Origin of the sequence: Phenylobacterium sp. (assembly GCF_965229015.1) — a bacterium.
Classification (GTDB): Bacteria; Pseudomonadota; Alphaproteobacteria; order Caulobacterales; family Caulobacteraceae; genus Phenylobacterium.
Map to the genome: position 1 here is coordinate 2531054 of NZ_CBDDIM010000001.1, position 24255 is coordinate 2555308.

Sequence of the window (24255 nt, forward strand, 5' to 3'; positions counted from 1 at the left end):
GTCTGCTCCCCCACACAAAGGACGACCCCCCATGAAAGTCAGTGAAGCCATGACCGCCCAGGTGGTGACCGCCGCGCCGGCCGACAGCGTGCAGAAGGTCGCCGGGATCATGCTGAACATCGACTCAGGCGCCGTGCCGATCGTCGAGGACGGCAAGGTCGTCGGCCTGATCACCGACCGCGACATCGTCCTGCAGGTGGTGGCCAAGGGCGGCCAGCTCTCCACCCCGGTCAGCGACGTGATGAGCGGCGAGGTCCAGACCTGCAAGGAAGACGACAACCTGGCCGACGCCGCGGCCCAGATGGCCAGTCACCAGATCCGCCGCCTCGTCGTGGCCAACGACACCGGCAAGCTGGTGGGCATCCTGAGCCTGGGCGACATCGCCGTGGACTACGGCGCCAAGGTGGTGGGCAAGACCCTCGAAGAGATCTCCACCGACAACGACGCCTAGTTACGGCTTCGGCGGATAGGGGTGGAGGGTCCCGTCGGGGTCCTCCACCTGCCCGTCATTGCCCAGATAGTCCGGCCCCACGGGCACCTTGCCGTGGCCGCCGGGGATATCCAGGACATAGGTCGGCTGGGCCAGGCCCGAGAGCCGGCCGCGCAAGCTCCGCATCACCGCCTGGCCCTCGGCCAGGGTGGTGCGCAGGTGGCTGGTGCCGCGCGCCAGGTCGCCGTGGTGCAGGTAATAGGGCTTGATCCGGCTCTCCACCATGGCCCGCAGCAGGGCCTCCAGCACGGCCGGATCGTCATTGACCCCCTTCAGCAGCACCGTCTGGCCGACCATGGGGATGCCGGCGTCCACCAGGCGCGCGCAGGCGGCCCGCGCCGCCGGGGTCAGCTCGGCGGCGTGGTTGGCGTGCAGGGCGACATAGAGGGCCTGGGGCGCGACCTTGAGGGCGGCCACCAGCTCATCGGTGACGGCGGCCGGATCGACGGCCGGGACGCGGGTGTGGATCCGCAGCACCTTCACATGCTCGATCCTCCCCAGGCGTCCCAGGATGTCGGCCAGGCGGCGCGGCGACAGCACCAGGGGATCGCCGCCGGTGAGGATCACCTCCCAGATCTCGGGATGGGCGGCGATATAGGCGATGGCCGCGTCCAGGGCCCGGGGTGAGAGGGCCGCGACCTCGCCCGTCGGCCCCACCATCTCGCGGCGGAAACAGAACCGGCAATAGACCGCGCAGGTGTGGGTGACCTTCAGCAGCACCCGGTCGGGATAGCGGTGGACGATCCCCTCCACCGGCATGTGGCTCAAGTCCCCCACCGGATCGGCGTCCTCGCCGGGCAGGACGGTGAGCTCGGCCAGGTCGGGCAGGAACTGGCGGGCGATATGGGGGTCGTCCATCAGGTCGGCCATGGCCGGGGTGATGGCCACCGCGTACTGCGCCGCCACCCGCTCCAGGGCGGGCAGGCGCTCGGCCTCGAGGAGGCCGGCTTCAATCAGGGCCGGAAGGGTGCGGAGGGTGGGGGTCACGGGCCGCCCCTATGACGCAAACGGGCCCCGGCGGCAACTTGTGGGGGGAGCTGGGCCGTGGCACGTCTGGCGGATTCTCAGGCGACGTCATTTTCAAAGAGACCCCCGATGCAGATCATCGACTTCGAGTGCGACACCCCCACCAAGGAGGCCGTCGAGGACACCGTGCGGCTCATCAAGTCCGGCCGCGGCTTCGACAAGGAGGGCTACGCCCAGCAGATGGCGCCCGGCTGGGCCGCCCAGATCGGCATGTCCCTGGAGGAGTTCAACGAGGCCAAACAGACCATCGGCCTGACGGCGCTGGCGCTGAAGCTCTGCGAGGTCGACATGACCAAGGCCATGAGCCACGAGGCGGTCATCGCCATGCTGGACCAGGCCGGCGTGGCCATGGCCTGCATCGGCAATGCGGGCCGCCGGGCCTCCAACGAGGACGTCGCCGCCTTCGCCGCGCAATATCCCGACCGCCTGATCCCCTGGTTCCGCATCTGGGGCGACGAGGGCGAGGCCGGGGTCGCCAAGCTGGAGCATGGGGTGCGCGAGCTCGGCGTGAAGGGCTTCGAGATCAGTTCCTACCGCGAGCAGCGCTACATCAACGATCCCGCCTACCGGCCCTTCCTCGCCAAGTGCGTGGAGCTGAACATCCCGGTACGGATCACCGTCGGCGTCCACCTGCTGTCGGACCGCCCCTACGACTACGCCCACCCGAAATATATCGACGAACTGGCCATCGCCTTCCCGGACCTGAGGATCGTCTCGGGCCTCGGCGGCTATCCCTGGATTCCCGACATGGTGGCGATCGCCGGCCGTCACCGGAACGTCTACATCGACTTCGCCTGCCGCCGGGTGAAGTACATGCTCTCGCCGGGGGCGGGCTACGAGGCGCTGATCTACTACGGAGCGCGGGGGCTCCAGGACAAGATCATCTTCGGCTCCGGCTGGGGCACCTCGATGGTCCCCCTGGTCCAGCTGGTGGCCGAGACCGACGAGCTGCCCCTGAAGGCCGAGGTGCGGGCCAAGTGGATGGGCGGCAACGCGGCGCGGGTGTTGGGGCTGTAGGGGGATGGGCGAGGGCCGGGACCTGTCGCTCTGGGAGCAGAACCTCGGCGCCGCGCCCGACTGGCTGTGGGACCGGACGGACCTGGAGACCCTGGTCCTGGCCGACAACGGGCTGAGCGCCCTGCCCGACGGGATCGGGCGGCTGACGGCCCTGCGGATGCTGGACCTGGGGCACAATGCGCTCACCGAGCTGCCCGAGGCGCTGGGGGAGATCGAGGGGCTGGCGGACTTCCTCTACCTGCACGACAACCGGCTGACCGCCCTGCCCGCCTCCCTCGCGCGGATGACCCAGCTGCGGTACCTGAACCTCAGCGAGAACCCGTTCGAGATGTTTCCCGAGGTGGTGACGGCGATGGCCGGGCTGCTGGAGCTGCGGATCACCGACGCCCGGCTGACGAGGATCCCCGATAGCCTCGGGCGGCTTAAGAACCTGCGGGAGCTGCACCTGCGCAACAACCGGCTGACGACCCTGCCCGCGGCGATCGGGGACGTGACGGAGCTGCGGCAGCTGGACCTGCGCGGCAACCCCCTGACGAGCCTGCCCGACGCCCTGGCGGACCTGCCCCGGCTGGAGAAGCTGGACCTGCGCTGGGTGGCCCTGGAGCTGCCGCCCTGGTTCGCCGACCTCGAGGCGCGGGGGTGCGCGATCTATCGGTGAGGACGGAGAGGCCCTACCCGTCCCTACCCCTCACCGCCGCCCGCGCTCGGCCGCCAGGTCCTCCAGGCGGCGCTGGCCGTAGGTCTTGTCGTTCGGGGCGGTGGGCCAGCGGACCTCGCAGGTCCAGTTGGCGGCGGCGCATTTGGGGCAGGGCTTGGTGGTCTTGCTGGTCAGTTCGGTGTGCAGGGTGCTGGAGGTTCCGGTCTTGGCGGCCACCAGCTGGGCGATGGCCTGGGCCGGGGTGACCGACTTCTCCCACCGGCAGCCGCCGCAGCGGAAGAGGATGCGGACCTCGCGATTGGCCGCCAGGACCGACAGGGGCAGGCCCGAGCCCTCCTTCTCGTCGCGGAAGGTCATGCGGCAGCCGCCGGGCATGTGGCAGAGCAGCTGGCGCTGGATCTCCTTCATCGAAACATGGGCGTAGCCGCGCCGCAGCAGCAGTTCGACGTCGAGGTTGTAGTTGCGCCGGCAGTCGCGGGTGTAGCAGGCGCCGCGAACCATCTGCCGGCGGTGCATGTAGCCCCAGAGGGTGGGGTCGGGGACCAGCTCGCCGTTGAAGACGCGCCAGCCCTTGGGCGGCGGGATGTACTCGCTCATGGACGGGCCTGCTCCGATCCTGGAACAAACGCAGAACATGAGGTGTCGGGCGACTCCGCCCTGGCTGTATTTGCGGGGGGCGCACAACCTGGGGCGCGAGGGCTGTCGACGCTCGAGATGCTCCCCCTCTGGGGGAGCTGTCAGCGAAGCTGACTGAGGGGGACTTTGACGCTTGTTTCGGAGTCGAAGAGATCGACTACGTCGATCCCCCTCCGTCACGGACCTGCGGTCCGCGCCACCTCCCCCACATCGCGCTGGCGCGCTGGGGGAGGATCGTATGGCGCTCGGTCTCGCCTAGATATCCACCACGATCTTGCCGAAGTGGGTGTTGGAGGCCTGATGGCGGAAGGCGTCGGCGAGGTTTTCCAGGGGGAAGTGCTTGTCCAGCACCGGGCGGTAGCCGGCGACGTCGATGGCGCGGATCAGGTCCAGCTGGTGGCGGCGGCTGCCGACCGTCAGGCCCTGGACCTTCAGCTGCTTGCCCATGATGGCCACGGTGGGGATCGGGCCGGCATAGCCCGCCAGGACGCCGATCACGGCGATGTGGCCGCCGTTGCGGGTGGCGTTGATGGACTCCGGCAGGGTGCCCGAGCCGCCGATCTCCAGGATGTGGTCGACGCCGCGGCCGCCGGTGAGCTTGGCCGCCGCCGCGCCCCAGGCGGGCTCGGACTTGTAGTTGATCAGGTGGTCGGCCCCCAGCGCCTTCAGCCGCTCCAGCTTGGCGTCGGAGGAGGAGGTGGCGATGACGGTGCAGCCATAGGCCTTGGCGATCTGCAGACCGTAGATGGAGACCCCGCCGGTGCCCTGCACGAGCACGGTCTCGCCGCCCTTGAGCTGGCCGTCGGCCACCAGGGCGCGCCAGGCGGTGACGCCGGCGCAGGTGACGGTGGCGGCCTCGGCGGCGGTCCAGCCCTTGGGGGCGTGGGTGAAGGAGGTGGCCGCGGTGGTGATCGCCTCGCGGGCATAGCCGTCGGCGCCGTCGCCGGGCACGCCGGAGAAGCCGCCGTCCGGCGCATCGACCCCGTCCAGCCAGGCCGGGAAGAAGGTGGAGACCACCAGGTCGCCGACCGCGAATTCCTTGACCCCCTCGCCCACCGCCGTCACCTCGCCGGCGCCGTCGGACATGGGGATGCGACCCTCCGGCGTCGGGATCGCGCCCAGGACCACCATGTAGTCGTGATAGTTCAGCGAGCTGGCGCGCAGGCGGACGCTGATCTCGCCGGGGCCGGGGGGCTTGGCGTCGGCGATATCGGCGTAGCGCAGGGTGTCGAGGCCCGTGGGGTGGACGGTCTGGATGGCCTTCATGGGGTCGTCGCCTCGTTCTGAAATGTCGCGGGTCAGTGAGGCGCGGCTCCCCTCAGGGAACGCAAGGCCGGAACCTCGCCTCTCACGGACTGTTGGTCTCCGAACCCAGGAGTCCGCCCATGTCCCTCGAAACCGACCTTCTCGCCCTCGAAGAGCTGTTCTGGACTGGCGGCCCGGAGTCCTACGAACAGCATGCCGACGAGACCTGCCTGGTGGTGTTCGCCGGTATGGCGGCGGTGATGGCCCGCGAGGCGATCGCCAAGACCGCCGAGAAGGGCCGCTGGAAGGACGTGAAGCTGACGCCGACCGGGTTCGTGCGCCTGGCCGATACGGTGGCGGTGACAGCCTATGACGCCGAGGCGACCCGCAAGGACGGGGCGGCGCACAGGGCCCGGGTCAGCAGCACCTATGTAAAGCGGGACGACGGCTGGAAACTGGCGGCGCACCAGCAGACGGAAATTCCGGCGGAGAAGGGCTAGCCTCCCCTTCCGCTCATCCCCGCGAAAGCGGGGACGAGCGGGTTTGGGTTAGGCGATCGGCAGATCGAACAGCAGCTGGCCGGCGAAGCGCGCGGGGGGCGAGCCGTAGGCGAGGATGCCGTCGTGGTAGCGCTTCAGGGTGAAGCTCTTGCCCCACTTGGCTTCCGCCTGCTTGCGCAGGGCCTTGTGCTCCTCCCAGCCGACGAAATAGGTGGGCAGCTGGGCCTGGCTGAGCTGGGCGCGGACCCATTTGCCGGCGGCCTCGCGTTCCTGCTGGAAGGCCTGGACGGTCATAAGCTTCATGGCGTCCTCGCGGCTGATGTTGTCGACATGGACGGCCTGGTCCAGCAGGGCGTTGGCGCAGACCCGCAGCTGGAGCTTGAGGTGGACCAGCAGGTAGAGGGGGTCGCGGTCCAGGTAGCCCTCGTCGGCCATGACGTCCTCGGCGTAGCAGGCCCAGCCCTCCACGAAGGGGCCTGACGAGAGCACGGCGCGCAGGACGGAGGGGTAGGCGTTGGCGTGGGCGAGCTGGAGGTAGTGGCCGGGCATGGCCTCGTGGACGGTGACCTCCTGGATGCCCAGGCTGTTGTATTCGCGCAGGAAGCTATCGGCCTGGGCGTCGGTCCAGTCGTCGGGGATGGGCGAGATCTTGTAATAGGTCTGCTGGCCCTTATCGAGGGGGCCGGGCGCATCGCAATAGGCCACGGCGACGCCGCGCTGGAACTCCGGCACCAGGCCGATCTTCACCGGGTCGCTGGGGACGGTGACGATGTTCTTTTCACGGACGAAGGCGGTGGCCTGGACCAGGCAGGCCTCGGCGGCCTCCACCAGCTTGGTGCGCGCCGGCTTCTTGGCATAGGCGTATTCCAGCGCCGCCTCGATGGCGGCCTGGCGCTGCGCGTCGGTGGGATTGGCGGGCGTGAGCGGGGCGTTCGGCTTGCCGGCCAGGAACTTTGCCGAGATGTCGTACATGGTGGCCCGCAGGGCGGTCATTTCGGCCAGGGCCCGGGTCTTGATCTCGGCGCGGCTCAGCGGCGAGTTGAGCGCGAAGGCCAGCTTGGCGTCATAGAGTTCGGCGCCCAGGCGGAAGTCGCCCTTGGCGGCCGGGACCAGCACGGTCTCGAGCCACTTCTGGTGCTCGTCGATGGCGGCCTTGCAGGTCTTGGCGGCGGCCTCCAGGCGGGCGCGGTCGGCGGGGGGCAGCTTGCCGGCGTCGGCCACGACGCCGTCCACCAGGGAGTGGAGACCCTTGTTCTGGCCCACCACGGTGTCGGCGTGGATCTTCGGCACGCGGGCGGGGACGAGGTCGGCGCGGGCCTGGGCCAGCAGGGCCGGCAGCTTCTCCATCCGCGCCGTGGCGCTGCGCAGGCGCGTCTCAAGGGGGGCGAACTCGCGGGCCGTCAGGGTGTAGAGGGCGCCGCCGGCCACGGCGTTCCAGACGAGCGGGTCCCAGGCCCAGGGCTGCAGGGTCTGGGTGGTCCAGAGATCGCTGCGGACCTGGTTCTCCAGGATGGCGGCGTCCACCTGGTTGGCGCGCGACAGCGCCGCGCGCGGGGTCGCCTGCAGGGCCGCCAGGGTCTCGCCGGCCAGCTTGACCACCGCGGCGCGGCCCTTGGGGCCCATGTCGTCGATCTCGCTATCGAAGCGGTGATCGCCGATCTGGGTGGCGCTGACCGGGGACAGGCGCATGGAGGCGTCGACCCAGCCCTTGGCCAGGGCCTCGAACTTCGCGTCGGCCGGGGTGGCGGCCTGGGCGAGCGCCCCGAAGGTGAAGGGGGCGGCGGCGGTCATGCCGAGCAGGGTGCGGCGGGAGAAGTGGGGCATGGGCGTTTCCTCGGCTTGTTACCTCCAGTGTTACCAGGGGCGCCGGAACGGGGGAATGGCCGCGCGCCTTAACAATCGGTCATCCCGCCCTGCTCGCGGATGGAGGCGCTCCTGGGGACCGGCGGCTACAACGCAGTCCGCGGCCAGGGCGGGATCACCGCGCGAATCCTTGAAGGCGGCGCGGTGCATGTGGGAGATTGGAGCGAGGTCCTGCCCGCCGACTGAAGGAGTCCCGCATGATCCAGGCCGCCTGCCATTGCGGCGCCGTGACCTTCGAGGTCGACGAGGCGCCCTCCGAGGTGACCGACTGCAACTGCAGCCTCTGCCACAGGGTCGGCGGGCTGTGGGCCTATTACCCGCCGGCCCAGGTGCGGCTGGCCGGGGAGACGATCGGCTACGTGCAGGGGGACAGGACGCTGACCACCCATCACTGTCCGACCTGCGGCTGCGTCACCCACTGGCGGTCCCTCGACCCGCAGTACCAGCGCATGGGGGTGAACGCCCGGATGATGCCGCCCGAGGTTCTGGAGGGGATGAGGGTGAGGCGGCTGGACGGGGCCCACGACTTCGCGACCCTGGGCCACTACATCTTTGGGACTTTGCCAACTGGCTAATTCATGGCAAAGGCCGTGAAGCTTCACCGGGACACGACCATGCCGACCTACGCCTTCGTCACCCTCGACGTCTTCACCGACCGCCCGTTCGGCGGCAATCCCCTGGCGGTGTTCACCGACGCCCGGGGCATGAGCGACGCCCAGATGCTGGCCCTGGCCGGGGAGATGAACCTGTCGGAGACCACCTTCATCCTGCCGCCGGAGGACCCGGCCCACACCGCCCGGGTGCGGATCTTCCACCGCACCGGCGAGATGCCCTTCGCCGGCCACCCCAGCATCGGCACCGGCTATGTGCTGGCCACGATGGGGCATGAGGGCGCGCTGACCCTGGAGATGATCGCCGGCCTGGTGAAGGTGGACATCGACCGCGACCCCGCCGGCGCGCCCACCGGGGCGGTGATCGCCGCGCCCCAGGCGCTCACCACCGGGGCGGAGATTCCGGCCGAGGAGGTGGCGGCCTGCGCCGGCCTGGCGGCGGGCGAGGTGCTGACCACGGCCCACGCCCCGGTCCTGGCCACGGTGGGGGTCCCCTTCATCATCGCCGAGGTCACGGCGGAGTCGCTGAGCCGCGCGGAGCCCGACGTGGCCGCCTTCCGCAAGGCCGAGGCCGCGCGCCCCGACCTGGCCGGGCGCTACTCCCTGCTGATCTATGTGCGCGACGGCCAGGACATCCGGGCCCGCATGTTCGCGCCCCTGGCCGGCACCTATGAGGATCCGGCGACCGGCAGCGCCAATGCGACGCTGGCGGCCCTGCTGGTGTCGCTGTCGGGGGCCGGCGAGGGCGCCTTCACCATCAGCCAGGGGGTGGAGATGGGGCGGCCCAGCCTGCTGAAGGCCACCGCCCGGCGGACCCCCGACGGGGTCCGGGTCACGGTGGGCGGCGGCTGCGCGCCGATGTTCCGGGGCGAGGTGACGCTGTAGATCGCGCGATGCTTCGAACCGTCACGCTTGCGGCGCGGGGTGCGATACGCCAGATAAGCGACTGACTTGCAGGAGAGCGGCCCACCATGGCGCGGACACCCAACTACAGCTTCGAGCGGATGGAACGCGACAAGGCCAAGGCCGCCAAGGACGCCCAGAAGGCGGCCGCCAAGGCCGAGAAGAAAGCCGCCGCCGCCGCCGAGAAGGCTCCGAAAGACTAGGCGGCCTCCAGCTTCATCGTGCGGTCCAGCGCCTCGGCGATCTGCTGCGGCTCGTAGGGCTTGGAGATGAACTCCGAGCGGCAGACGCCCTCGGCCGCGTGGCGGGCCGCCGCCGTGCCGGAAATGAACACCACGGCCAGATGCGGATAGGCCTCACGGGCGGTCCGCGCGACCTCGAATCCGTCGGGCCCCTCCCCCAGGTCGATGTCGGTGACCAGGGCGGTCAGGGCCCGCTGGCCCCCCAAGGTGTCCAGGGCGCCCTGGGCGGTGTGGGCGCAGAGCACATTATAGCCAAGCTCTCGCAGGGCGGTGCAGGTGTCCAAGCTGCACAACGCGTCATCGTCTACGAACAGGATGGGATCGTCGTCGACGAACGTAGTGGGCTTCGGGAACATGACTTTCTAACCTCTAGGAGATTACTCAACCTCCGAGAGACCTTTTGTATCCATCGCGCGTGGATTATTTGTCGGATGCCCGACAAAACATGGTTAAGCTCCGCCAGTATTCGAACACTATTCAGGCCGGGATGCGGACCGGCAGGTATTCGTAGCCCTTCACGAAGTTGGAGCGCAGGCGGCGGGGTTCGCCCACCACCTCGATGACCGGGAAGCGCTTGAGCATCTCCTCCCAGACCACCCGCAACTGCATCTCGGCCAGGCGTTGCCCGACGCAGCGGTGGACCCCGAATCCGAAGGCCACGTGGTGGCGGGGGCGCTCGCGGTCGATGACGAAGGCGTCGGCGTCGGCGATGGCCGAACCGTCGCGGTTGCCCGAGACGTACCACATGGCCACCTTGTCCCCCTTGGCGATGGTCTTGCCGCCGATCACCGCCTCGGCGGTGGCGGTGCGGCGCATGTGGGCCACCGGGCTCTGGTAGCGGATGATCTCGGGCACCATGCCGGGGATCAGGCCGGGATCGGCCCGCAGCCTGGCGTACTGGTCCGGGTTCTCGTTGAGGGCCAGCAGGCCGCCGGTGATGGAGTGGCGGGTGGTGTCGCTGCCGGCGACGATCAGCAAGACCAGGTTGCCGATATATTTGTAGGGGTCGCCGCCGCCGTCGGTGGCCGGGTCGTGGGCCAGCATCGAGATCAGGTTGTCGGCCGGGGGCTCGGCGGCGCGCTGGCCCCACAGCGCCACCAGCTTGGTGAAGGTGGCCATCAGCTCGGCCTGGCGGGCGGGCTCCCCGGCCGGCGAGCCGCCGCCCAGGATCGGGGCGGCCAGCAGCAGGTCCGAGGCGCGCGGCAGCAGGCGGCGCTCCTCGAAGGGGAAGTCCAGCAGGGTGGCCAGCATCTGGCCGGTGAGCTCGACCGAGACCCTGTCGACGAAGTCGAAGGTCTCCCCCACCGGCAGCTCGTCGAGGATGGCGGCGGCGCGGCTGCGGATCAGGGGCTCCAGGGCGGCCAGGGCGGCCGAGGCGAACATCGGGGTCACCACCCGGCGCTGGGCCTCGTGGCTGGGGCTGTCGCGGCTGATGAAGCTGGCGCCGGCGGCGGCCTCGAAGGAGTCGCCAAGCGCGATGCCCCCAAGCTCGGAGCTGGAGGAGAAGGTGACGGGGTCGCCGTCGACGGCGACGATGTCCTCGAAGCGGGTCACCGACCAGTAGGGACCAAACTCGCTGGCGGGGCAGTAGTGGACCGGATCCTCCGCCCGCAGGCGCTCGAACCAGGGCCAGTGGGTGTCGGTGCGGAACAGCTCCGGATCGCCGACGTGGAAGGCCTCCAGCGGGGTGGCGTAGGCCTTGTCGCGGGCCTCCGCAGCGATGCGTGCGCCGTCGGCCATGGCGGCCTCCCTGGAATTGCGCGGCCCTGAGCTTGACCGTCGTTATGCGGATCAGAGACCATCGCCGGCTCCCTGTCCATTGTCGGAGGCGCCCATGGCCGGCCGCATCATCCTGCTCACCGGACCGCCGGGGGCGGGCAAGACCACGGCGGCGCCCCTGCTCTGCGCCAATGCGCCGGGGCCGCTGGCCGTCCACCTGCACACCGACGACTTCTACAGGGCCATCAAGAAGGGCTGGCTGGCCCCCTGGACGCCGGAGTCCCACCCGCAGAACCTGGTGGTGGTGGCGGCCATGGTCGGGGCGGCGGCGACCTATGCGAAGGGCGGCTACGAGGTGGTGGCCGACGGCATCGTCACCGACTGGGTCAAGCAGGCCTTCGTCGAGGCCGCGCGGGCGGCGGAGCTGGTCCTGGACTTCGTGGTCCTGATCCCCGACCGGGCGACGGCGGCGGCCCGCGCGCGGGACCGGACCGACGACCCGGTGGCCGACTACGCGCCCTATGCGGCGCTCTACGATCAGTTCGCGGCCGAGGACGTCCGCCACCGCCTGGACAGCGGCCGGCTGACCCCGCCGGCCCTGGCCGAGCGGGTGCGCGAGGGGATCGAGGCGGGGCGGTTCCGCTTGGCGGGCTAAAGGACCGAAACGGGCGAAGCGTCGGCTAGCCGTCGGAACCGCCGGCCGGCCCTGGGGTTGATTCAGCAACCCCCGCAACCGAGGAGCCTCCCCATGAGCACCGATATGACCAACCGCGCCGACGTCGAACGCCGGCTGTGGGACGAGATCGAGAAGCACAACACCGGCATGCTGGGGATCACCGGCGCCGCGGCCCACCATACCCAGCCGATGACCGCCTTCGTGGAGCCGAAGACCAACCAGATCTGGTTCTTCACCCGCACCGACACCGACCTGGCCCGCGAGATCGGCGAGGGCAAGCCCGCCATGTTCGTGCACCAGCAGAAGGACTTCCAGGCCTGCATCGCCGGGGAACTGACCCTGCAGCATGACCCCGACCGGATCGCCAAGTACTGGAACGCCGTCGTGGCCGCCTGGTACCCGGACGGCAAGGACGACCCCCACCTGACCCTGCTCTGCCTGGACTGCGACAACGCCCAGGTCTGGATGAGCCAGGGCGGGCCGGCCAAGTTCGCCTGGGAGATCGCCAAGGCCAACGCCACCCACACGACCCCCGACGTGGGCGGCAGCGCCAATCTGAACTTCCACTAAGGGGTCAGCCGAACCCCGAGGAAGCGTTCGCCCCGCCGTGGCCCGCGGCGGGGCGTTCTTTTGGCCATGACCTACTGCGCGGATAGAGATGAACGGCCAGGGCGAAGAGCAAGGGCAGGGTGATCTTGCCAGAGAGTCTCGGAAATCAATACCTGACCGTCAATACAATCGGCGGCGAGGCCCCGAATTATTCAAAGCGGAGTGAGCATTACGCGACCCCAATCTATGCCTTGGTTTTACTAACTGCATTTCGGAATTGTGTCGCGTTCTCGACAGTCTGCGCCCTGCGGCCTCGATAACCTGCAACCTCCGCCGTCCGGCGACGTTCGATTCCCCGATGCAAAGGCTTCTGCGTTCCTTGCAAAACCGTCTGCTCGCCGCCCTGACGCCGGCCGACTATGGCCTGGTGGGCCCGCACCTGACCCATCTGGACCTGGAGCGGGGGCGACTGCTCTACGATCCCGGGGACCTCATCGACACCGTCTACTTCCCCCATGACGGGGTGATCTCGCTGCTGACCCTGATGGAGAGCGGCGCGGCCATCGAGAGCGCCACCATCGGCCGGGAGGGCGCGCTGGGCCTGACCGCCGCCGTGGCGCCGCGCCAGTCCCTGTCCCGGGCCATCGTCCAGACCCCCTGCCGCGCAGCGCGGATCAGCGCCACCCAACTGCACGAGGCCTGGGAGCGCAGCCCCCGCGTCCGCGCCCTGGTGGACAACCACGCCGAGGCCCTGTTCGGCCACGCCGCCCAGTCGGTGGCCTGCAACGCCCTCCACTCGGTGGAGGCGCGGTTCTGCCGCTGGCTGCTGACCTGCCGCGACCGGATCTCCACCGACACCGTGGCCCTGACCCAGGAGTTCCTGGCCGACATGCTGGGGGTGCAGCGCACCACCGTCACCGCCGTGGCGCGGACCCTGCAGGCCCGCGGCTACATCCGCTATCGGCGCGGGGTGGTGGACATCCTGGACCGGGCGGGGCTCGAGTCCATGGCCTGCGAATGCTACGGCGTGGTCCGCCGCACCTATGAGCGGCTGCTGCCGGCGCCGGTGGGCGAGGTCTAGAGCCTCTTGGGCGCGCTCTAGAGCGGGAAGGTCAGCCGGGCGGTGACGCTGGGCTGGGACGTCAGCGAGAACTCGCCGCGCACCTGGGCGGCCAGGCTGCGGATGAACCACAGGCCGAAGCGTTCGCGGGCCGCGGGCGACGCGGGATCGAAGCCGCAGCCGTCGTCGGTCACCGTCAATTCGTAGCGGCCGTCCTCGGCCTTCAGCAGGGTGAGCTCGACCATGCCCGGCCGGTCGTCGGGATAGCCGTGGGACAGGGCGTTGCCCACCAGCTCCTGGGCGATCAGGGCCAGGGTGGAGGCCGCCGTGTCGGGGGTGAAGAGCGGAATGGCCGAGACCCGCACCTCGGCCTTGCGCGAGGCGTGGCGGCGGCGCCAGACCGGCGCCATCTCGGCGAGGTAGGCCGTGAAGTCGACGCCGTCGGGGGTGCGGTGGCGTTCCAGGGCGCCCAGGGTGCCGATGGCGTCGGCCATCCAGAGGAGCTGACGGCGCGCCTCCGGCTCGGCGGCCCGCTGGCTGCGCATGCGGCCGAGCGCCGACATCAGCTGGAACGTGTTGGCCATCCGATGCCGCAGCTCCGAGGCGGCCCGCCCGTCACGATCATTGGTTTCGTCGCTCATGCAGCCGCGGCCCCACGCGGTGAATATGATCTGAAGTAGAACGTGGCGAAACGTCCCCGTCCGTCGGACCGGCGACAGATATCGCAGGAATTCGGATGCGGCTGCACAAAACCAATCCTCAGAGGCGAAAAGTCGCGCAGGCCGCTGGCGCCGTCATCACCTGGGAGCGGACCACCGCGCCGGTTCCGGGTTAGGATCGGCCCATGAATCGGCAAAGACGCACCCTGCTGGCCGGCGTCGCGGCCACCGCCACCCTGGGCGCCCCCGTCCTGGCCGCCGCCAATGGAGTCCCGCCCATGTACGGACTGATCGGCAAGATGACCGCCAGGCCGGGCCAGAGGGACGCCCTGATCGCGATCCTGCTGGACGGGATCTCCGGCATGCCCGGCTGCCTGAGCTATGTGGTGGCCCAGGACCCGGCCGACCCCGAGGCCATCTGGATCACCGAGGTCTGGGACAGCCAGGCCAGCCACCAGGCCTCGCTGGCCCTGCCCTCCGTGCGCGAGGCCATCGCCAAGGCCCGCCCGATCCTGGCGGGCATGGCGCCGGGGACCGTGACCACCCCGGTGGGCGGCCACGGCCTGGCCAAGGCCTAGTCCCTCTCCTTCCATCGATGCTTCATCTGGGCGCGGCCGGCCTTGTGGCGGGCGATCCAGACCTTGCGGACCTCGGCGCGGACCAGGGGGTCGTCCTTGGCCTCCAGGTGGGCCAGTTCCCGCTGCAGCTTGGAGAAGCTCTTCCAGCGGCCGGGATCCAGGCTGCCGTCCTCCAGAGCCGCCCGCACCGCGCAGCCGGGCTCGGTGCGGTGGGCGCAGTCGCCGAAGCGGCAGCGGGCCGCCAGGGCCTCGATGTCGCCGAAGGTGGCGGCGACCCCGGCCTCGCTGTCCCACAGCCCCAGCTCGCGCATGCCCGGCGTGTCCAGCACCAGGCCCCCCGAGGGCAGCAGGATCAGCTCCCGGTGGGTGGTGGTGTGACGGCCCCGCGCACCCTCCTCGATGATCTCCTGCGTGGCCATCAGGGCCTGGCCGGCCAGGGCGTTGACCAGGGTGGACTTGCCCACCCCCGACGAGCCCAGCAGGACGGCGGTCTGGCCCGGGCCCAGCAGGGCGGCCAGCGCCTCGAGCCCCTGACCCGTCACCGCCGAGACGGCGTGGACCGGGCAGCCGATGGCGATGGACTCCACCTGCGCCACCAGGGCCTCGACGTCGTCGCAGGCGTCGGCCTTGGTGAGCACGACGACGGGCTGGGCGCCGCTCTCCCAGGCCACGGCGAGGTAGCGCTCCAGTCGACGCAGGCTGAGGTCGGCGTTGAGGGAGGCGGTCAGCAGGGCGATATCGACATTGGCCGCCACCGTCTGGGGCGCGACATTGGGGCCCGACGCCTTGCGCACGAAGACGCTGGAGCGCGGCAGGACGGCGTGGATGGTGGCGGCCCCCTCCTCCGGACGCGTGGCGCAGGCCACCCAGTCCCCGGCCACGGGATAGCCCCCCTCGCCGGCCTCGTGGGCCAGGCGGCCGGAAAGCTCGGCGGAGAGGTCGCCGTCGGGGGTGGCCAGGCGGTAGAGGCCGCGCTGCTGGACGGTGACGCGGCCGGGCGTCAGCCCGCGCACCGCGAAGGGTTGGAAGTGGGTCTGGAGCGTGTCGCTCCAACCATAGGTCTTGAGCAATGGAATGATCCGTCGATCGAGGGTCGCGTTCGAGCGCCCGGCCGACGGAGAGTCTAAGGTATCAGAATACCCGGTCGGCGGCGCGGCGGAGGTGGGTCTGGAGGAGCACAGTCATCTTCGAAACCCTCCTTTCCGGGCGCGTGGTCGATAGGGTCAGGCTAGGCGCGGGGGTTGGCCGGGTCAAGCCAGAGGCGAACCACACCGTCTTCCCGGACGGCCGACGGGCCGATCCGGGATCAGGGGCCCAGCCCGCCGCTCCTGGGTCCCGGCTCTCCGCTTCGCTGCGGCCGGGATGACGGCCCAGATCACAGCGGCAGGGCGGTGGTGAACTTGATCTGCTCCATGGCGAAGGAGGAGGAGACGTCCCCCAGCTCGGCGGTGGCGATCAGGCGCTTGTAGAAGCGGTCATAGGCGCCGATGTCGCGCACCACCACCTTGAGCAGATAGTCGGTCTCGCCGCTCATCCGGTAGAACTCCACCACCTCGGGCAGGGCCGAGGCGCCCTTGGCGAAGGCGGCGAGCCAGGCCTCGTCGTGGCGGGCGGTGCGGACCGAGACGAAGACCACCAGTCCGAGGTCCAGCTTCTCGCGGTCCAGCAGGGCCACGCGCCGCTCGATGACGCCGGAGTCGGTCAGGCGCTTGACCCGTTTCCAGCAGGGGGTCTGGGACAGGCCCACCCGCTCGGCCAGGTCGGCGATGGCGATGGTGGCGTCGGTCTGCAGCTCCCGCAGTATGCGCCGGTCGATGGGATCGAGAAGATTGTCCATTCGAATCGCCGTCAAAGGAGAATAATCTTCTCTCCTAGCGCGACTTGGCGGCGAAATCGACAATGATCCTCTCCGCCCGCCGACGCATCCTGTCCTCAGCAGACAAGGGGCGCGCCATGATCGAGAGCTTCACCCGACACCCCCACCAGGTGAGCGAGACCTATGGCGAGCACATGGCCGCCGCGGCCGGCTTCGGCTGGACCCTGGTGGGCGCCGGGATGGCCTGCCTGATCCACGCGGTCTTCCCGTTCCTGTTCGAAAAGACCGCCAGCGCCTGCGTCGCCCGGCTGCACGGGACCATGGCCCTGCGCGGCCGCCTGCCCCGCCACGACGAGACCCTCGTGCAGATCTAGGGCCTCGGCTCGATCAGGTCCCAGCGGCCGCCCCCCCCCGGGGTTGTCCGAGATCAAAGCGAAGCCCAGGGCGTCGGCGTAGAAGCCGAGGGCGGCGTCATAGTCGGCGACGAGCAGACCTGTCAGGGCGATCCGCATGGCCAGAGGCCAGCCCAAGAACCCGCGCCGGCTCCGGGCGCGGTGCGGTGAAGCCGAACCGCATAACTTATCAAGTGTCCAAATTTGACCAGATCGATTTTCAACTTAACCGAGAAGGTCGAACGCTTCTCGTTTTCAGAAAGACATAACCATATGGATTTCTTGTCCTGAACAACCAACGAAACCCCCGGGCGCCTGCTCCTGCGAATATTTGCTTCATTTTTCGATACGTCGATGCGAAGACCGCAGCCGCCCCCAAGAGTTGAGACCCTCGGTATTCGAATTGTCAGACGAACCGGATCCCTATGAAGCCCTTGGCCGGGCCATTGGCCTGGCGCAACGGCGCTGGACAGCGCTGTTCAACGAGCAGATGGCGGCCATGGGGCAGACCAATCTGCGCTGGATGGCCCTGTCGCGGATTTCGGAGGCCCCCGAGGGCATCAATCAGCGCGAACTGGCCCGCAAGCTGGGCGCCGACGAACCCAGCCTGGCGCGGATCATCGCGGCGCTGGAGGCCCAGGGCCTAGTGCAGCGCCGGCGCGCGGCCAACGACCGCCGCGCCAAGATGCTGCAGATCACCCCTGCCGCCGAGGCGATCCATCAGGAAGGCGTCCGGATCAGCCGCGAGCTGCGCGCCCACGCCTTCGGCGACCTGCCCGAGGCCGACCTGGCCGCCGCCCTGCGGGTGCTGACACACGCCAGCGCGCGGCTGGCGCCGCGCAGCTAGCTCAACAGGCTGAAGTGCACGATCGAGCGGTGGACGTCGTGCATGTAGACGTCCGGCGCGCGGCGCAGGGTCATCAGGGCGCTGGCCTCCATGGCGTTCCAGGACAGCAGGGCGGTGATCAGGTTGAACAGCAGCCGTTCATCCAGTTCGTAGATCAGGCGGGCGCGATCGCTTTCCTCCACCGTGTCGAGCAGGCCGCAGGCCTCGGAATCGGTGGCGAAGCGGAACAGCAGGGCCCGAGAGCCGTCGGGCCGGCGCGCGTCCAGATAGATGTCGGCGTTCAGCTCCAGGCCCATCTTCGCGCAGCGGGCGGCGTAGTTGGCGGCGCATTTGCGCAGGGCCCGGTTCCAGTCGAAGGCCAGGTCGGGCGGCAGCTGCGTCTGGGTGAAGCTGGGAGCGCGGTCGGCCAGGGTCAGGGCGTAACCGGCTCGATCGGCGTCGGTGAAGCCCCGATAGGAGGCGCGGACGTCCTCGGCCACGGTCATGCCGGCGCTGTCGAGCACATCGCCGGGATAGAGCTTGGCCAGGGCCTCGCCCCGGCCCAGGCCCGCCAGCTCCTGCGCGAGCTCGCTCTCCAGGGGCTGGGGCAGGAACCGCGACAGGGCCGCCGCCGGTCCGCCCAGCACATACTCCCCGCCGGCCGGGACCACCGCGCGCGGGGCCAGGGCCTTGAACACCTCGCGGAAATTGCCCCGGGTGCGGCGGCGCAGGGCGGCGGTGGCCGCGGCCTTGGCCGCGTCGTCATAGTCGCCCATGGCCATCGGATAGAGCGAGGCCGAGGCGTAGGGCAGGATGGCCACGTCCGGCCGCCCGTAGGTCTCGGCGATCCGCGCGGCGTCGGGGGGCAGGATGGTGTTGTCGACGGCGTTGAACAGGGCGGTCCCGTCGGCGTCCCAGAGGTAGATCGAGGTGTCCAGGTCGTAGTCGACCTGGGTCGCATCGCCGACCGTGTTGCCGTGGAAATCCTTGAACAGCACGAAGCTCGCCCCCTTGCCGCCCAGGGGCGCGCGGGTCTCGAAGGGGTATTCGGTGATGTGGGAGAAGCCCAGGGCGCGCAGGCCGTTGCGCAGGTTCGGCGTGTTCAGCTTGCCGATGACGATGGGGGTGGCCCGGTCGAAGGGCGCCAGGGTCTGGGGATGCAGATGATCGTGGTGCAGGTGGCTGATATAGATGGCGTCGGGGCGGCAGGCCCAGATCTCGGCCTTCAGGGCGTCGGGAACCGGCGGGAAGTTCCACCAGGTCTGCTGGCAGGGGCCGTCGAACCAGGGGTCGGTCAGCAGGCGCTCGCCGGTCGACAGCGTGATCAGGAAGCAGGCGTTGGCGACATAGCGGATCTGCATGTCAGGCGGCCCGCGGCTGGGCGATGACCGTCACGCTGCGGCCGGCGTTGCAGGCGAACAGGGCCTTGGCCAGGTTGAGATAGGCGGCCATGCCCTCCCGGGCCAGGATCAGGTCGATGGCCATGCGGGCCCGGTGCGCGCCCTTCCCCGCCGTGGGATCGGCGATGTAGTTCGAGCCGGGGTGCATCAGGTACCAGTCGATGGGGAAGGTGGCGTAGCCGACCCGCAGATCGAAGCCGAGCCGGTCCAGCAGCGGCGGCAGGTTGGCGGCGTTGAAGTAGTTCAGGTGCTGGGGCGGGGCGAGCCAGAAGTCCCGGTCGATGACCCCGGCCTCCCGCGCGGCCAGCTGCAGGGGGCTGTAGTCGTTGGGCACGGTGATCGCCACCACCCCGCCCGGATTCAGCAGCCGCGGCAGGCGCACCAGCAGGGCCTCGGCGTCCACCACGTGTTCCAGCACGTGCTCCATGACGCAGACATCGACCCGGCGGCCGGCGTCGATCAGCCGGTCCAGGCTCTCGAAGGCGTCGCCGAACTCGGCGCGGTCCAGCAGTTGCGGATTGAACCGCGCCAGGCCGTCGCGGGAGAAGTCGAGGCCGTGGACGTCGTAGCCCTCGGCCTGGGCGGCGGCCATCAGCCAGCCCTCGCCGCAGCCGATCTCCAGCAGGGCGCCGGGGGCCGCGCCGGCCCGCGCCTGCGCGATCGCCGCCAGCATCTGGCGCGCCAGCAGCTCGCGGTGGGCCAGCTCGGTGTCGGTATAGGCCGGCGCATAGGTGCCGTGCGACTGCTGGAAATATTCCTGGGCGTAGAAGGCCTTCAGCTCCTCGGAGCTGGGGGTCGGCGTGACGCGCCGCCACCCCTCGGGCTGAATCGCGAGGTCGGTCACGCCGGTGATCCTTCAGAAGCTGACCGACCCAGGGTGGCAAGGCGTGGTTAACAGTCGCTTAACCATAAACCGCCGGCGCCGCGGGGCGGGGCCCTAGCCGGCGAAGCGCCGCGACAGCAGGAAGCCGAAGCCCGAGATCACGCGGGCCACCAGGGCGTCGGCCGCCTCCCCCTCCCCCTGCATCAGCACCGCCGAGGCGATGCCGCGGCCCAGCACCCAGATCACCAGGGCGATCTCCTCCACCCGCTCGGGCGGGACGCGCTCGTCGCCGCGGAAGGCGGTCTGGAAGCTGGCGAAGGCCTGCTGCTCGGCGGCGCGGACCTCCCGGTTGGCGGCCAGGGCCTGCTCGGTCTGCATCAGGGCGTAGAGCTGGGGATGGCGGCGGATGAAGCTGAGGAAGGCCGCCGACGCGCCGTCGATGCGGCGGGCGAACCGGTCCGACGCCATGGCGTCCTCGATCTTGCGGGCCAGCTCGCCCCAGCCCTCGATGGCGAGCGCCGCCAGCAGGGCGTCCTTGTCGTCGAAGTGGTGATAGAGGGTGGCCACCCCGCTGCCGATCCGGGCGGCGATGGCGCGCAGTTGCACCCCCTCGGCCCCGCTCTCCTCCAGCAGGGCGCGGGCGGCGTCCAGGGCGCGCCGGCGCAGCGTGCCCGGGCTGGCCATGTCATGCTTCATGGAGCGACAATGGGCGTGGAGGCCGCCCAGGGCCAGCCTAGAGCTTGGACGGAAGCACCACCTTCATCTCCTCGTAGCCCTTCACGAAGATCGAGAAGGACCGCTTGGGCTCCTCCAACAGCTTGATGTCCGGGAAGCGCTTGAGGATCTCCTCCCAGATGATGGTGAGCTGCAGCTCGGCCAGGCGGTTGCCCACGCAGCGGTGGATGCCGAAGCCGAAGGACATGTGCTGGCGCGGCCGGGCCCGGTCGATGATGTAGGAATTGGGGTTCTCGATGACCGTGTCGTCGCGGTTGCCCGAGACGTACCACATGGCCACCTTGTCGCCCTCCTTGATGGTCTTGCCCCCCAGTTCGAAGTCCTGGGTGGCGGTGCGCGCCATGTGGGCCAGCGGGGTCTGCCAGCGGATGGTCTCCGACACCATCGACGGGATCAGGGACGGGTCGGCCCGCAGCTTGGCGTACTGGTCGGGGTTCTGGTTGAGGGCCAGGACCGAGCCGGAGATGGTGTTGCGGGTGGTGTCGTTGCCGCCGATGATCAGCAGGGCCACGTTGGCGTGGAACTCCTGCTGGGTCATGTTGCGGGTGTCCGCGCCGTGGGCCAGCATGGAGATCAGGTCCCCGGCCGGCTCGGCGTTGACCCTCTGGTTCCACAGCTCGGTGAAGTAGCCGAAGCACTCGGCCATCATCGCCCGCATCTCCATGAGATCCGCCGCCGGCCCGAAGCCCGGCGCCGTGGTCATGACGTCCGACCAGCGGGTGAGCTTGCGCCGCTCCTCGAAGGGGAAGTCGAACAGGGTCGCCAGCGTCATGGTGGTGAGTTCTTTGGAGACCAGGTCCACCCAGTCGAAGTCCTCGCCGATCGGCAGGGAGTCCAGGATCAGGCCGGCCCGCTCGCGGATCAGCGGGGCCATGATGGAGAGCGCGTGCGGCGAGACCGCCGGGCTGACCGTCTTGCGCTGCACGTCGTGGCGCGGCGGGTCCATGGCGATGAAGTTGGTGGCGGTGTTGTTGGGGTCGCGGAACCCCTGGGCGGCCTTGGGGGTGAGCGTGATGCCCTTGGCCGAGGAGAACACCTGGTGGTTGGAGTCCACCGCCAGGATGTCGTTGTACTTGGTGATCGACCAGTAGGCCCCGTAGTTGCTGTCGGGGGTGTAGTGGACCGGGTCTTCCGCCCTCAGCCGCTCGAAGGTCGGCCACATGGCGTCGTCGCGGAACAGCGAGGCGCGCGCCGGGTGCAGCTCCTCGATGGGGGTCTCGTAGGCGGCCTTGCGGGCGGCGGCGCGCTTGTCCTTCAGGATGTCCACGGTTCCGTCAGCCATCGATGTCTCCTACCCGGCGAGGCGTTTTTCACGCGCAGTTGGGGCTATCGAGACCTTCCGAACATGGTTCGACAAGGGTTTGCTCTGACGTCGACGTCAGGACCGGAATGGGGATGGCGGAAAGATTGGAGCGGGCGATGGGATTCGAACCCACGACATTCAGCTTGGGAAGCTGACGCTCTACCCCTGAGCTACGCCCGCGAAGGCCTTGCGGGGCAAGGCTTGCAGTGGGGGTTCTCTAGCGGGTCTCTAGGGCTTGCTCAAGGGCTAGCCGACGCCGTTGATCACCCACTGCGCCACATAGGCCTGGGCCTTGCGCGCCAGGCCGGGCGGGCCGGAGAAGTAGAACTCGCTGCCGAACAGGCTCTTCTGCTCGCGCCAGGCCAGCGGGCCGGTGTCCTCGGTCTGGAGAATCTGCCGCAATCGGTCGCGCTTGGCGGTGGGCACGAAAGCTATGTAGGTCGCATCGGGCATGGCCGTGATCCTGCATCCCTCGGGATCAGGAACGACGAGTCGAGCTTATACATGGTTAACGCCGACAAGTGGGCGCGATTGACCTCCGCGGCGCCTCGCCGCACGATGCGTCCACAAGAGATCGACGGGAGACGACCATGGCCGACGGCGAGATGCTGCAGCAGGCGAAGTTCCACGCCATGACCGAGGGCACCCAGGAGGACTGGATGGCCATCGTCCGCGGCAACGGGCCCTTCACCCGCGAACTCCCCGACCGCATGCTGGCCCATCTGCGGATGCTCAAGGAGGACACCGGCGGCTATCCGGTGGACCGGCTGGAGCACAGCCTGCAGACCGCCACCCGGGCCTTCAAGGCCGGCCGCGACGAGGAATATGTCGTCTGCGCCCTGATGCACGACATCGGCGACCTGCTCTCCCCCTCCAACCACGCCGAGATGGGGGCCATGATCATGAAGCCCTACGTGAGCGAGCAGAACTACTGGATGATGGACAAGCACGGCATCTTCCAGGGCTACTACTTCTTCCACCACCTGGGCCTGGACCGCGACATGCGCGAGCAGTACCGCGGCCACGAGTGGTTCGAGTACACCGCTCAGTTCTGCCACCTCTACGACCAGAACAGCTTCGACCCCAACTACGAGTCCATGCCGCTGGAGGCCTTCGAGCCCATGCTGCGCAAGGTCCTCGCCGCGCCGAAGCGCTCGATCTACAAGCGCGAGACGGTCGAGGCGGAGTAGGGTCCAGATCCTCCCCCAGCGCGTCAGCGCGGTTTGGGGGAGGTGGCGCGCGTCGGCAGGCGCGTGACGGAGGGGGCGGCTGGCGGGGCGCCCGCCAACAAGGGTCAAAGTCCCCCTCAGTCAGCCTACGGCTGACAGCTCCCCCAGAGGGGGAGCATCTGCGCCCGCTAGAACCCCGTTCCCCACAGCTGGAAGTGCTTGGACAGCTTCAGGCCCTGGCGCTGGTAGTGGCCGCCCATCGCGCCGTAGAGGCGGGAGGGGCGCGCCGTCAGGGGCTCATAGACCAGGCGGGCGACGGTCTGGCCGTCCTCCAGCAGGAAGGGGGTCTCGTGGCTGCGGACCTCCAGCACGCCTTTTGAGCCCACGCCCTGCGCCTCCTCGGTGCCGAAGCCGGGGTCGAAGAAGCCGGCATAGTGGACGCGGAACTCGCCCACCGAGGGGTCGATGGGGGTCATCTCGGCGGCTTCCAGCACCGGGATCTCGATCGCCTCCTTGGAGGCCAGGATGTAGAACTCGCCCGGATCCAGCAGCAGTTCGCCGCGCTGGGGCGTGAGCGGCTCCCAGAAGTTGCGCGGGTCGTGGCCGTCGACATGGTCCATGTCGATGACGCCGGCGTGCCGGCGGGCGCGGAACCCCGCCACCCCGTCCGACAGGTCGACGCCGACGCTGCGGGTCGACAGCTTGGGCGGCGCGCCGCGCTTGAGGCGCAGCTGGTTCAGCCGGGTGCCGGTGCGCACCAGGATCGAGAAGGTCTGGGGCGCGATCTCGATGTACATCGGCCCGTCATAGGCCTCGATCACATCGTCGAAGGCCGGCTGGTTGTCCGACAGCAGCCGCACGAAGACGTCGACCCGGCCCGTCGAGCTCTTGGGATTGGCCCGGGCCGAGATCCCCGGCGGCAGATGCAGGCGCTCCTGCAGCTCGGCGATATAGACGCAGCCCTTCTCCAGCACCGCCCCGCGGGACAGGTCCAGCTCGTGCATGGCCACGTCGGCGATCCGGCTCGCCACCGTGCGGCCCAGGCGGGGCAGGAAGCTGGCGCGGACCCGCCAGCAGCGGGCGGCCAGGCGCAGGTCGAGGCTGGCGGGCTGCACCTGGTCGAAATCGAAGGCGGTCGCCGAGAGGATGGCGCCCTGGGCGATCAGGTCGTCGATGGATTGGCAGGGGAGAATCCCCGCGCGCGTCGCGTCGGTCATCGCCGGGACACTCGCCGTGCGGGGCGGGGTTGGCAAGTGCGGCGTGGTGGCGGGGGCGGCGGCGCGGCCCTGGCCCCCTCCGTCACGCGCTGCCGCGCGCACCACCTCCCCCGAACCGCGCCGCGCGCTGGGGGAGGTGGAT

General features: G+C 69.6%; 30 protein-coding genes, 1 tRNA gene and 1 pseudogene. 15 read left to right on the forward strand and 17 right to left on the reverse strand.

Translation table 11 applies throughout. From position 1 onward, the window contains the following. Nucleotides 1-31: 31 nt before the first annotated feature. A complete protein-coding gene (locus ACO06I_RS12705) occupies nt 32-451 on the forward strand; it encodes a CBS domain-containing protein (RefSeq protein WP_421932935.1) in 420 nt (139 codons plus the stop codon). Here the strand turns inward: ACO06I_RS12705 and ACO06I_RS12710 are convergent, their stop codons facing one another. After that, complete coding sequence (locus tag ACO06I_RS12710; protein WP_421932936.1) at nt 452-1477, reverse strand: lysine-2,3-aminomutase-like protein; 1026 nt, start codon at nt 1475-1477, stop codon at nt 452-454. Nucleotides 1478-1585: 108 nt separating this feature from the next. On the opposite strand from ACO06I_RS12710, the gene ACO06I_RS12715 reads away from it, so the two are divergent. Both ACO06I_RS12715 and ACO06I_RS12720 read left to right on the forward strand, forming a co-directional pair. Then, on the forward strand, nt 1586-2533 hold the full coding sequence (locus ACO06I_RS12715) for an amidohydrolase family protein (protein WP_421932937.1): 948 nt from the start codon (nt 1586-1588) through the stop codon (nt 2531-2533). Nucleotides 2534-2537: 4 nt separating this feature from the next. Beyond that, entirely contained in the window at nt 2538-3191 is a 654-nt protein-coding gene (locus ACO06I_RS12720) for a leucine-rich repeat domain-containing protein (RefSeq protein ID WP_421932938.1), read from the forward strand. A gap of 30 nt (nt 3192-3221) precedes the next feature. On the opposite strand, the gene ACO06I_RS12725 is transcribed toward ACO06I_RS12720, so the two are convergent. Together ACO06I_RS12725 and ACO06I_RS12730 are read right to left on the reverse strand one after the other, a co-directional pair. Then, nucleotides 3222-3788 (reverse strand): hypothetical protein, encoded by a 567-nt coding sequence (locus ACO06I_RS12725; protein WP_421932939.1) that lies wholly within the window; start codon nt 3786-3788, stop codon nt 3222-3224. 294 nt (nt 3789-4082) lie between these two features. Beyond that, complete coding sequence (locus ACO06I_RS12730; protein WP_421932940.1) at nt 4083-5093, reverse strand: zinc-dependent alcohol dehydrogenase family protein; 1011 nt, start codon at nt 5091-5093, stop codon at nt 4083-4085. Nucleotides 5094-5212: 119 nt separating this feature from the next. On the opposite strand from ACO06I_RS12730, the gene ACO06I_RS12735 reads away from it, so the two are divergent. Continuing rightward, nucleotides 5213-5572, forward strand: coding sequence for a DUF4440 domain-containing protein (locus tag ACO06I_RS12735; RefSeq protein WP_421932941.1), 360 nt, complete (start codon nt 5213-5215; stop codon nt 5570-5572). A 48-nt stretch (nt 5573-5620) separates the two neighbouring features. Here the strand turns inward: ACO06I_RS12735 and ACO06I_RS12740 are convergent, their stop codons facing one another. Beyond that, a complete protein-coding gene (locus ACO06I_RS12740; RefSeq protein ID WP_421932942.1) occupies nt 5621-7396 on the reverse strand; it encodes a DUF885 domain-containing protein in 1776 nt (591 codons plus the stop codon). Between the two features lie 99 nt (nt 7397-7495). Between ACO06I_RS12740 and ACO06I_RS12745 the strand changes: the two genes are divergently transcribed. The 4 genes from ACO06I_RS12745 (at nt 7496) to ACO06I_RS12760 (ending at nt 9152) form a co-directional block, all read left to right on the forward strand. Beyond that, on the forward strand, nt 7496-7621 hold the full coding sequence (locus ACO06I_RS12745; protein ID WP_421932943.1) for a hypothetical protein: 126 nt from the start codon (nt 7496-7498) through the stop codon (nt 7619-7621). A gap of 11 nt (nt 7622-7632) precedes the next feature. Further along, entirely contained in the window at nt 7633-8010 is a 378-nt protein-coding gene (locus ACO06I_RS12750) for a GFA family protein (RefSeq protein ID WP_421932944.1), read from the forward strand. 39 nt (nt 8011-8049) lie between these two features. Continuing rightward, on the forward strand, nt 8050-8931 hold the full coding sequence (locus ACO06I_RS12755) for a PhzF family phenazine biosynthesis protein (RefSeq protein ID WP_421932945.1): 882 nt from the start codon (nt 8050-8052) through the stop codon (nt 8929-8931). Between the two features lie 86 nt (nt 8932-9017). Further along, nucleotides 9018-9152 (forward strand): hypothetical protein, encoded by a 135-nt coding sequence (locus tag ACO06I_RS12760; RefSeq protein WP_304829386.1) that lies wholly within the window; start codon nt 9018-9020, stop codon nt 9150-9152. Here the strand turns inward: ACO06I_RS12760 and ACO06I_RS12765 are convergent. Both ACO06I_RS12765 and ACO06I_RS12770 read right to left on the reverse strand, forming a co-directional pair. Further along, a complete protein-coding gene (locus tag ACO06I_RS12765) occupies nt 9149-9547 on the reverse strand; it encodes a response regulator (protein ID WP_421932946.1) in 399 nt (132 codons plus the stop codon). The two genes, ACO06I_RS12760 and ACO06I_RS12765, sit on opposite strands and share 4 nt — an antisense overlap. 121 nt (nt 9548-9668) lie before the next feature. Beyond that, nucleotides 9669-10931 (reverse strand): cytochrome P450, encoded by a 1263-nt coding sequence (locus ACO06I_RS12770; protein ID WP_421932947.1) that lies wholly within the window; start codon nt 10929-10931, stop codon nt 9669-9671. Nucleotides 10932-11025: 94 nt separating this feature from the next. Between ACO06I_RS12770 and ACO06I_RS12775 the strand changes: the two genes are divergently transcribed. From ACO06I_RS12775 to ACO06I_RS12785, 3 genes are all read left to right on the forward strand, one after another. After that, nucleotides 11026-11565: an AAA family ATPase gene (locus ACO06I_RS12775; protein WP_421932948.1), complete on the forward strand. Its 540-nt coding sequence runs from the start codon at nt 11026-11028 to the stop codon at nt 11563-11565. 93 nt (nt 11566-11658) lie between these two features. Further along, a complete protein-coding gene (locus ACO06I_RS12780; RefSeq protein ID WP_421932949.1) occupies nt 11659-12156 on the forward strand; it encodes a pyridoxamine 5'-phosphate oxidase family protein in 498 nt (165 codons plus the stop codon). A 358-nt stretch (nt 12157-12514) separates the two neighbouring features. Continuing rightward, a complete protein-coding gene (locus ACO06I_RS12785; RefSeq protein WP_421932950.1) occupies nt 12515-13216 on the forward strand; it encodes a Crp/Fnr family transcriptional regulator in 702 nt (233 codons plus the stop codon). Between the two features lie 17 nt (nt 13217-13233). On the opposite strand, the gene ACO06I_RS12790 is transcribed toward ACO06I_RS12785, so the two are convergent. Next, on the reverse strand, nt 13234-13836 hold the full coding sequence (locus tag ACO06I_RS12790; RefSeq protein ID WP_421932951.1) for a sensor histidine kinase: 603 nt from the start codon (nt 13834-13836) through the stop codon (nt 13234-13236). 203 nt (nt 13837-14039) lie between these two features. Between ACO06I_RS12790 and ACO06I_RS12795 the strand changes: the two genes are divergently transcribed. Further along, nucleotides 14040-14432 (forward strand): putative quinol monooxygenase, encoded by a 393-nt coding sequence (locus ACO06I_RS12795; protein ID WP_421932952.1) that lies wholly within the window; start codon nt 14040-14042, stop codon nt 14430-14432. Here ACO06I_RS12795 and rsgA read toward each other — a convergent pair. Both rsgA and ACO06I_RS12805 read right to left on the reverse strand, forming a co-directional pair. Next, nucleotides 14429-15502: a ribosome small subunit-dependent GTPase A gene (gene rsgA / locus ACO06I_RS12800; protein ID WP_421932953.1), complete on the reverse strand. Its 1074-nt coding sequence runs from the start codon at nt 15500-15502 to the stop codon at nt 14429-14431. The two genes, ACO06I_RS12795 and rsgA, sit on opposite strands and share 4 nt — an antisense overlap. Nucleotides 15503-15807: 305 nt before the next feature. Then, entirely contained in the window at nt 15808-16269 is a 462-nt protein-coding gene (locus ACO06I_RS12805) for an Lrp/AsnC family transcriptional regulator (protein ID WP_421932954.1), read from the reverse strand. A gap of 62 nt (nt 16270-16331) precedes the next feature. On the opposite strand from ACO06I_RS12805, the gene ACO06I_RS12810 reads away from it, so the two are divergent. Next, entirely contained in the window at nt 16332-16622 is a 291-nt protein-coding gene (locus tag ACO06I_RS12810) for a DUF6356 family protein (RefSeq protein ID WP_421932955.1), read from the forward strand. Here ACO06I_RS12810 and ACO06I_RS12815 read toward each other — a convergent pair. Then, nucleotides 16548-16760, reverse strand: a pseudogene (locus ACO06I_RS12815) (VOC family protein); the annotation flags it as partial. The gene ACO06I_RS12810 and the pseudogene ACO06I_RS12815 sit on opposite strands and share 75 nt — an antisense overlap. 283 nt (nt 16761-17043) lie before the next feature. Here ACO06I_RS12815 and ACO06I_RS12820 point away from each other — a divergent pair. Beyond that, on the forward strand, nt 17044-17487 hold the full coding sequence (locus ACO06I_RS12820; RefSeq protein ID WP_421932956.1) for a MarR family winged helix-turn-helix transcriptional regulator: 444 nt from the start codon (nt 17044-17046) through the stop codon (nt 17485-17487). On the opposite strand, the gene ACO06I_RS12825 is transcribed toward ACO06I_RS12820, so the two are convergent. From ACO06I_RS12825 to ACO06I_RS12850, 6 genes are all read right to left on the reverse strand, one after another. Continuing rightward, nucleotides 17484-18827 carry an MBL fold metallo-hydrolase gene (locus ACO06I_RS12825; RefSeq protein ID WP_421932957.1) on the reverse strand — a complete coding sequence of 448 codons (1344 nt, stop codon included), beginning with the start codon at nt 18825-18827 and terminating at the stop codon, nt 17484-17486. The two genes, ACO06I_RS12820 and ACO06I_RS12825, sit on opposite strands and share 4 nt — an antisense overlap. 1 nt (nt 18828) lies before the next feature. Then, entirely contained in the window at nt 18829-19710 is an 882-nt protein-coding gene (locus tag ACO06I_RS12830; protein ID WP_421932958.1) for a class I SAM-dependent methyltransferase, read from the reverse strand. Between the two features lie 93 nt (nt 19711-19803). Further along, nucleotides 19804-20373 (reverse strand): TetR/AcrR family transcriptional regulator, encoded by a 570-nt coding sequence (locus ACO06I_RS12835; RefSeq protein ID WP_421932959.1) that lies wholly within the window; start codon nt 20371-20373, stop codon nt 19804-19806. 49 nt (nt 20374-20422) lie between these two features. Beyond that, nucleotides 20423-21706 (reverse strand): cytochrome P450, encoded by a 1284-nt coding sequence (locus ACO06I_RS12840; protein ID WP_421932960.1) that lies wholly within the window; start codon nt 21704-21706, stop codon nt 20423-20425. 126 nt (nt 21707-21832) lie between these two features. Then, a tRNA-Gly gene (locus ACO06I_RS12845) sits at nt 21833-21907 on the reverse strand. A gap of 66 nt (nt 21908-21973) precedes the next feature. Next, entirely contained in the window at nt 21974-22180 is a 207-nt protein-coding gene (locus tag ACO06I_RS12850; protein WP_421932961.1) for a hypothetical protein, read from the reverse strand. A 137-nt stretch (nt 22181-22317) separates the two neighbouring features. Between ACO06I_RS12850 and ACO06I_RS12855 the strand changes: the two genes are divergently transcribed. Further along, nucleotides 22318-22917, forward strand: a complete 600-nt coding sequence (locus ACO06I_RS12855) for an HD domain-containing protein (protein WP_421932962.1) — start codon at nt 22318-22320, stop codon at nt 22915-22917. Between the two features lie 167 nt (nt 22918-23084). On the opposite strand, the gene ACO06I_RS12860 is transcribed toward ACO06I_RS12855, so the two are convergent. Continuing rightward, nucleotides 23085-24113 carry a 2'-deoxycytidine 5'-triphosphate deaminase gene (locus ACO06I_RS12860; RefSeq protein WP_421932963.1) on the reverse strand — a complete coding sequence of 343 codons (1029 nt, stop codon included), beginning with the start codon at nt 24111-24113 and terminating at the stop codon, nt 23085-23087. Nucleotides 24114-24255: the final 142 nt, after the last annotated feature.

Bases quoted from the DNA above. Each gene is read 5' to 3' on its own strand.
- ACO06I_RS12795 (WP_421932952.1), top strand. From the start codon at position 14,040: ATGAATCGGCAAAGACGCACCCTGCTGGCCGGCGTCGCGGCCACCGCC.
- ACO06I_RS12755 (WP_421932945.1), top strand. From the start codon at position 8,050: ATGCCGACCTACGCCTTCGTCACCCTCGACGTCTTCACCGACCGCCCG.
- ACO06I_RS12810 (WP_421932955.1), top strand. From the start codon at position 16,332: ATGATCCTCTCCGCCCGCCGACGCATCCTGTCCTCAGCAGACAAGGGG.
- ACO06I_RS12780 (WP_421932949.1), top strand. From the start codon at position 11,659: ATGAGCACCGATATGACCAACCGCGCCGACGTCGAACGCCGGCTGTGG.
- ACO06I_RS12740 (WP_421932942.1), bottom strand. From the start codon at position 7,396: ATGCCCCACTTCTCCCGCCGCACCCTGCTCGGCATGACCGCCGCCGCC.
- ACO06I_RS12715 (WP_421932937.1), top strand. From the start codon at position 1,586: ATGCAGATCATCGACTTCGAGTGCGACACCCCCACCAAGGAGGCCGTC.
- ACO06I_RS12840 (WP_421932960.1), bottom strand. From the start codon at position 21,706: ATGGCTGACGGAACCGTGGACATCCTGAAGGACAAGCGCGCCGCCGCC.
- ACO06I_RS12730 (WP_421932940.1), bottom strand. From the start codon at position 5,093: ATGAAGGCCATCCAGACCGTCCACCCCACGGGCCTCGACACCCTGCGC.
- ACO06I_RS12750 (WP_421932944.1), top strand. From the start codon at position 7,633: ATGATCCAGGCCGCCTGCCATTGCGGCGCCGTGACCTTCGAGGTCGAC.
- ACO06I_RS12855 (WP_421932962.1), top strand. From the start codon at position 22,318: ATGGCCGACGGCGAGATGCTGCAGCAGGCGAAGTTCCACGCCATGACC.
- ACO06I_RS12705 (WP_421932935.1), top strand. From the start codon at position 32: ATGAAAGTCAGTGAAGCCATGACCGCCCAGGTGGTGACCGCCGCGCCG.
- ACO06I_RS12850 (WP_421932961.1), bottom strand. From the start codon at position 22,180: ATGCCCGATGCGACCTACATAGCTTTCGTGCCCACCGCCAAGCGCGAC.
- ACO06I_RS12775 (WP_421932948.1), top strand. From the start codon at position 11,026: ATGGCCGGCCGCATCATCCTGCTCACCGGACCGCCGGGGGCGGGCAAG.
- ACO06I_RS12825 (WP_421932957.1), bottom strand. From the start codon at position 18,827: ATGCAGATCCGCTATGTCGCCAACGCCTGCTTCCTGATCACGCTGTCG.
- ACO06I_RS12735 (WP_421932941.1), top strand. From the start codon at position 5,213: ATGTCCCTCGAAACCGACCTTCTCGCCCTCGAAGAGCTGTTCTGGACT.
- ACO06I_RS12860 (WP_421932963.1), bottom strand. From the start codon at position 24,113: ATGACCGACGCGACGCGCGCGGGGATTCTCCCCTGCCAATCCATCGAC.
- ACO06I_RS12770 (WP_421932947.1), bottom strand. From the start codon at position 10,931: ATGGCCGACGGCGCACGCATCGCTGCGGAGGCCCGCGACAAGGCCTAC.
- ACO06I_RS12835 (WP_421932959.1), bottom strand. From the start codon at position 20,373: ATGGCCAGCCCGGGCACGCTGCGCCGGCGCGCCCTGGACGCCGCCCGC.
- ACO06I_RS12790 (WP_421932951.1), bottom strand. From the start codon at position 13,836: ATGAGCGACGAAACCAATGATCGTGACGGGCGGGCCGCCTCGGAGCTG.
- ACO06I_RS12760 (WP_304829386.1), top strand. From the start codon at position 9,018: ATGGCGCGGACACCCAACTACAGCTTCGAGCGGATGGAACGCGACAAG.
- ACO06I_RS12720 (WP_421932938.1), top strand. From the start codon at position 2,538: ATGGGCGAGGGCCGGGACCTGTCGCTCTGGGAGCAGAACCTCGGCGCC.
- ACO06I_RS12805 (WP_421932954.1), bottom strand. From the start codon at position 16,269: ATGGACAATCTTCTCGATCCCATCGACCGGCGCATACTGCGGGAGCTG.
- ACO06I_RS12765 (WP_421932946.1), bottom strand. From the start codon at position 9,547: ATGTTCCCGAAGCCCACTACGTTCGTCGACGACGATCCCATCCTGTTC.
- ACO06I_RS12725 (WP_421932939.1), bottom strand. From the start codon at position 3,788: ATGAGCGAGTACATCCCGCCGCCCAAGGGCTGGCGCGTCTTCAACGGC.
- ACO06I_RS12745 (WP_421932943.1), top strand. From the start codon at position 7,496: ATGGAGGCGCTCCTGGGGACCGGCGGCTACAACGCAGTCCGCGGCCAG.